Annotated in this window: 6 protein-coding genes; 1 reads left to right on the top strand and 5 read right to left on the bottom strand. The window is 36.2% G+C overall.

The features are described from left to right. Both EVJ48_07990 and EVJ48_07985 read right to left on the bottom strand, forming a co-directional pair. Window positions 1-1,022: hypothetical protein (locus EVJ48_07990; protein RZV37972.1), on the bottom strand; the 1,022-nt coding region annotated here is incomplete at its 3' end. After that, window positions 994-2,490 carry an AAA family ATPase gene (locus EVJ48_07985; protein ID RZV37971.1) on the bottom strand — a complete coding sequence of 499 codons (1,497 nt, stop codon included), beginning with the start codon at window positions 2,488-2,490 and terminating at the stop codon, window positions 994-996. The genes EVJ48_07990 and EVJ48_07985, both read right to left, overlap by 29 nt. Before the next feature lie 21 nt (window positions 2,491-2,511). On the opposite strand from EVJ48_07985, the gene EVJ48_07980 reads away from it, so the two are divergent. Then, window positions 2,512-3,036: a hypothetical protein gene (locus tag EVJ48_07980; protein RZV37970.1), complete on the top strand. Its 525-nt coding sequence runs from the start codon at window positions 2,512-2,514 to the stop codon at window positions 3,034-3,036. On the opposite strand, the gene EVJ48_07975 is transcribed toward EVJ48_07980, so the two are convergent. The 3 genes from EVJ48_07975 to fliF all read right to left on the bottom strand — a co-directional run. Further along, window positions 3,023-3,751, bottom strand: a complete 729-nt coding sequence (locus EVJ48_07975; protein RZV37969.1) for a hypothetical protein — start codon at window positions 3,749-3,751, stop codon at window positions 3,023-3,025. The genes EVJ48_07980 and EVJ48_07975 overlap by 14 nt on opposite strands. Then, window positions 3,748-4,749 (bottom strand): flagellar motor switch protein FliG, encoded by a 1,002-nt coding sequence (gene fliG, locus EVJ48_07970; protein ID RZV37968.1) that lies wholly within the window; start codon window positions 4,747-4,749, stop codon window positions 3,748-3,750. The genes EVJ48_07975 and fliG overlap by 4 nt, the downstream gene beginning before the upstream one ends. Then, the coding region (gene fliF / locus EVJ48_07965) for a flagellar M-ring protein FliF (protein ID RZV37967.1) at window positions 4,750-5,943 on the bottom strand (1,194 nt) is incomplete at its 5' end. It lies immediately after the preceding gene.

The following is a 5,943-nucleotide window of genomic DNA, read 5'->3' as shown; positions in this document are numbered from 1 at the left end:
GAGCCTGAATCGAAAAGTATTCGTTTTATGTATTTTAATTCTTTTTCCGGCTGATTTAACGTCTTATAATAAGACGCCAAAAATTTTAAAGATTTCAATTCAATTTTTGGGTAGCCTATTTCCAGCGCCGCATTTTTAAGATATTTAACGCCTTTTTTATCGTTTTGTCCTATTAAAGACATCCCGTAATAAGCCAATCCGTTTTTATAATAGTATCCGGTGCAGTATCCGGAAGATTTCGCAAAATAGTTTTGAGCCGCGGAGTATTTTTGCTTATCGTACGCTATTATTCCTGCATAGTAAGATTTGAAACACGATTCTTTCTTTTTTAAGGAAAATAAATTTTTTATATCCAATATTAAAAGCGCGCGGGAAAAATTTTTTTTATGATTGATAAGATAATTTAAATAAACCGTTTTGAAATAACCGCTTCTTTTTTTTAAAAATTCAGATTTTTGCAAAATATTTTTAACGTGGTCTGTATCGTAAAGTTTGTCGGCATTTTTAAAGACTCCGCAAGAAGCGTAAGATAAAGTCAAATATACGAGCGACCTGTCGTATAGTTTGCTTCTTTTTTTACTTTTAGTTAAAAGAAAATCGAAATCACGTATGGAACGCCTGTAGTTTTTTAAATTAAAATCGCATCTTGCCATATAATATATAACATCATAAATATATTTATAGTCCGGATTTCTATAAATTACTCTCTGAAAATAAGGTTTTGCCAAGAAAAAATTTTTTTCTTTAAAAAGAACTTTTCCGGTAAGGAAATAGACGCCGGAATATAATTTTTTCCCCATTTTAAAGTTATTTAATATGTATTTAAGATTCATGTGCGCATTGTAATAACTGCTGGTTCTATACTCTTTTAAAGCTTTTTCGTACAGCCGTTTAGCTTTTGAAGGGACTGCGGCAGTTTTAGCGTTTGCGCCGAAAATAAAAAAACTTTGCGCAAAAACGGAAAATATGAGAGCAATATATATAAAAACGATTTTATTTTTTATTTTTTTTATTTTTTTCATATCTTTTTAATTTTTCTATTAAAGTAGTTCTGTTAAGTCCCAGCATTTTTGCCGCTTTTTCCTTTACGCCTCCGGAAATTTTCATAGCTTTTTCAACAATTTCTCTTTCCGCAGATTCCATTTTTTCTTTTAAATTAATTTGAAAAGGTTCTTCGTCAAACCGCGTTATATTTTTTTCGCCTATATTTAAATTTTCTGTACGTCCTTGAAGTAAACTTTCGGAATGGACGATATTATTTGATTTTTTTAAATATTTATCGGGAATATCTTTTTCGGTTATCAAGCCGCCTTCGTTTAATACTACCAGCATTTCCATTAAATTTTCAAGCTCCCGGACGTTGCCCGACCACGGATAGTTTAAGAGTATGTAGAAAGCATCTTCGGAAATTCCGTAAACCGAGTCGTTCTGGTACTCGCCGAATTTTTTTAAAAAATAGTATATAAGAATAATAATATCCACCTTCCTTTCTCTTAAGGGCAGAAGATGAACGGGTATTACGTTAATTCTGTAATAGAAATCTTCTCTGAATAGATTTTTAGCAATAAGTTCTTCTAAATTTTTATTAGTGGCGGAAATGATTCTTACGTCTATTTTTTTTGTTTTTACCGAACCTACCGGCTCTATTTCTCTTTCCTGAATAACTCTTAGTAGTTTTACTTGGAGAGAAGGGCTCATATCGCCTATTTCATCCAAAAACAGCGTCGATTTATCCGCAAGGTCGAATCTGCCGAGCTTGTCGGTAAACGCTCCGGTAAAGGCGCCTTTTTTGTATCCGAACAGTTCGCTTTCCAGAAGTCCTTCCGGAAACGCTCCGCAATTTACCGATACCATAGGGCGTTCGCTTCGCTTGGATTTATCGTGTATCAATCTTGCGATCAGTTCTTTCCCCGTGCCTGATTCTCCGGTAATAAGAACCGAACTTTCCGAAGGCGCGATTCTGCAGATTTTTTTTACGACCTCGGCGATATGCTCCGAAATTCCGTAAATATTGACGCCGGTATCTTTAACATCTTCATTTTCGGCGGATAAATCTTCAAGCAGGGTGGATTCTTTATCGATAAAAGCGTTGTAGCGCTTCTTTTTGAAAATTTTAGCGTCGATAAACCTTTCGTAAGCCAATTTTTCGATATTTCCCGAATGAATTACGTGGTCTATATTATGTTTTATTAAAAAAATCACGTCCCGCTCATCTAATTTGTTTAAGTTTTCTATATAAACATAAAGTTTAACGTTTCTTTTCGGTTTTATCGCCGATATTTCTTTTATGCAATTTTCGTCGTATTCGGTTATAATGTAAGTATTACTGTTGAAACTGCGCGGCAGGTTTTTGAAACCGGCGGCTACGGCGATATTGTCTTCCGGCAAAGTCCGCGAGAGAGCTTTTTTTATAGTTTCTGCCGTTTTTTTTTGTTCAGACAATATATAAACTAAATATTCGTTTTTTTCCGTTTGACTAATATTATTCATATTATTTATAATTTATATACTATGCTGACTATAATAATAGATGGATACAATTTTATTTTCAACTCTTACTTTAAAGTTAGTTTTAAATCCGACGAACTTCAAAAGCTAAGAGAAGAGACGATAAATTTTTTATCAAAATATTATAATGTAAAAAAGAATAAAGTGGTAGTGGTTTTTGACGGATACAATACCGACGAACCTTTGGAGTCGAAATACAACCGTCAAAATATTGAAGTGGTGTATTCAAAAAAAGACGAAAAAGCGGACGACGTTATAGTAAGGCTGTCTAAGAGCATAAAGGGCAGTTTATTGGTAGTAACTAACGATAACGGTATAAGGCGCCGAGTTTCAAATGCCGACTGTTCCTGCTTGGATATCGACGAGTTTGTAAAATTAGCCCGCGGCATTATCGAAAACGGCGAAAACCGTCTGTATGAAGAAGATGACGACGATGCAGAAAGAAGAACCGGCGGCGCAAAAAAAGGCAATCCTCATAAACTTTCAAAAAAAGAAAGATTAAAAATAAAAAAGATTAAAAAACTTTAGTAAACATATTTTTTATTCTTTCTATCTGAGTAGAAATTTTTGCGTCTATTTCACCGAAATCCGTCCTTATAACGACGTTTCCGGATTGAACGTTTTTATCCTGAATAAAATCCGTGTCTGCTTCCTTCGACAAGAAATCTTTTAAGGCATCGGGGTTTTTATTCAATGCTTTGTAATCTTCGGGATTAAGGCATATAGTAAAATTTACGGCATCGGAGGACTTATTGATTGCGGACGCTATTATATTAAACAACACGCCGTCGTCGGCCGCTATTTTTGATTTAGTTATCGTTTCGGCGATTTTTATCGATAGGTTTACTACATCTTCTTTAACGTCTTCGTATAGCTCGTTCTTAAACTGCTTTATGGATTCAGCGGCGGAAAATATATTTTTAACGCTTTCTTCCATTGATTTTAATGCTTCAGATTTGCCGCTTTCAAAGCCTTCGGCATATCCTTTTTGTTTTGCAGATTCGAAAACGGAATTTTCTTTTTCTTTAAACTCTTTTTCCGTTTTATTTTTATAATCTTCGATATAAGAAATTATATATTTTTGAAGGGAAGACGGTATTGATTCCAGAGCCGATACAAGTTCGGCGTTTTCTTTCGCGCTCGATTCTTCTCCTCTCAGAACGTTGGCTAAGATGGTTTTTTTGCCGTCGTATAAGGTTTGGCCCTCCATATTTAATTCGTAATCTTTAAGGATTTTACTCATACTAATTTTTCGCTTTCGCTTTTTACGGCAAGGCTTATTTTGCCTTCGTCTTCAAGCCTTCTTGCTACCTTTAATATTTCGTGCTGGACTTTTTCGACTTCGGAAAGTTTTTTAGGTCCCATAGCTTCGAGATCGTCTTTAATCATTTCCTGAGCTCTTTTTGAAACGTTTGCAAGAATTTTGTTGTTAAGTTCTTCGGAAGCCGTTTTTAAAGCAAGGACTATCTGGTCGTGAGAAACTTCTCTTAAAATAAGTTGCATGGATTTATCGTCTACGCTTGCAAGGTCGTCGAAAGTAAACATTAATTCCCTGATTTTTTCGGCTTCTTCTTTGTCTAATTTTTCAATGTCGGCAAGAATAGGTTCTTCTATGGATTTATCCATATTGTTTAAAATATCCGCGACTACGCGGACGCCCCCAACCAATTTGCTCTGCGTGGAGCCTGTAGATTTAAGCTGTTCCTGAAGCACTTCGTCTAAATCTTTGATAACCCCCGGCGGTACTCTTTCTAGTTTTGAAAGCCTAAAAACTACCTGAGACCTGATGGAAGAAGGCAGAAGCCCTATTACTACGGCGGCAGAAAGAGATTCTAAGTGTCCAAGAATTAGGGCGATGGTTTGAGGATGTTCGTTTTTAACGAAATCGGCTATAACATGAGGGTCGAGCCACTTTAAAGTCTGCAGGCCTTCTTCTTCGATTGGTCCGTGAAGATTATCTAATATTTTTTTTGCTTTGTCCGGGTCAAGCGATTTTGCTATTAAATTTTTTACGTAATCGTCGCCCCTTACTATCAGTCCCACCTTTGAAAAATTAGAGTTAAAATCCTTAAGTATATTTTCGGACTCTTCTTTTTCGATAGTCGGAAGGTTATCCATATACTTGGTAATTTTTTGGATTTCCATAAGTTCTAATCTTTTAATGATTTCCGATGCCGCGTCTTCGCCGACTGAAACCAAGAAAACCGCCGCTTTTTCGGGTCCGGATAATCTTCTTGCCATTTATATTTCCCTTCCGGTATCTTTTAATAAATTTCTTACGTAATTGACCGCGGCGTCGGGGTCGGATTTTACTATATTTGACGCCACATTTTTAACGTCTGGTTCCGGCGGCGCAATAGATTCCTGTTTTATCTGCGCAAGCGCTTCCAGCCTTTCTTCTTCTGAAGAACGTGCGTTTCCGTGCGATTCGTAAGCAGTTATGTAATGCATCAACGGCCTTAAAATAATTAGAATTAGCAATATAACGCCTATCAATATAACGCCGTATCTTATTATTTCTCCAAGATTAGATTTTATCAGCTTTGCGAAGGTTTTTTTAGGAGGCGCCGATATTTTATAGCTTATTTTTTTAAAAGGAATATTAGCCACGACGACTTTATCTTTTGCCGTCTTAGAATAACCTATTGCCGTTTTTACTATATTTTTAAAAAGACTCATTTCGGATGAGCTTCTGGGAATATATCGTTCGGCAGTTTTACCTTTAGCCGATTTGATTTTTTTATAAGTTCCGTTGACTAATACGGAAGCGTAAACTCTTTTAATAGTTCCCACGGGGTAGGATATTTTTTCTATTTTTTTAGATACGTCGTAGTTTGTGGTTTCTTTTTTTACCGTATGAACGCTTGGTTTTCCTACAGGTATAGGAACCTTTCCCGGCGGCAGGTTTGATTTTGCGCCCGGAATACCCTGAGGCTTTAATGCTCCGGTAGAAGAAGATTTATACGTCTGCTGGGATACTATGGCGGTAGTATTAGGATTATAAGTCAGTTTAGATTCTACTTTTTTTGCGAAATCGACCTTAACGTAAACTTTAGACGTTACGTTTCCGGCTCCTACCACAGGTATTAACATTGAATTAATTTTACTTTCCAAGCCTTTTTCTATTTTACGGACATAGTTTAACTGATTTACCGTATATGCGAAAGAACTTTTCGTAGGAATAGAAAGTACCTTCCCTTCCGTATCCACTATGGTAATGTTTTTAGGTTTTAAACTTTCTACGGCGCTTGCGACTAAATGAATTATTCCGTTTACCTGCATTTTGTCGAGCGTCATTCCCGACCTTAATTTGACGATTACCGACGCTTTTGCCGGCGTCCTTCTCGTAACGAAAACGGATTGTCTCGGCAGTACTATAAGCACCCTCGAATATTTAATGCTGTTAATCTGGTCTATAGTTCTTTCAAGTTCGCC

The sequence above is a fragment of the Candidatus Acidulodesulfobacterium acidiphilum genome, from assembly GCA_008534395.1.
GTDB classification, from domain to species: Bacteria; SZUA-79; SZUA-79; order Acidulodesulfobacterales; family Acidulodesulfobacteraceae; genus Acidulodesulfobacterium_A; species Acidulodesulfobacterium_A acidiphilum.
This window is presented reverse-complemented; position numbering and strand designations above follow the sequence as displayed.

What these genes read in the sequence shown, in the direction of transcription:
- EVJ48_07985 (RZV37971.1), bottom strand. Translation starts at nt 2,490, where the DNA reads ATGAATAATATTAGTCAAACGGAAAAAAACGAATATTTAGTTTATATA.
- fliG (RZV37968.1), bottom strand. Translation starts at nt 4,749, where the DNA reads ATGGCAAGAAGATTATCCGGACCCGAAAAAGCGGCGGTTTTCTTGGTT.
- EVJ48_07975 (RZV37969.1), bottom strand. Translation starts at nt 3,751, where the DNA reads ATGAGTAAAATCCTTAAAGATTACGAATTAAATATGGAGGGCCAAACC.
- EVJ48_07980 (RZV37970.1), top strand. Translation starts at nt 2,512, where the DNA reads ATGCTGACTATAATAATAGATGGATACAATTTTATTTTCAACTCTTAC.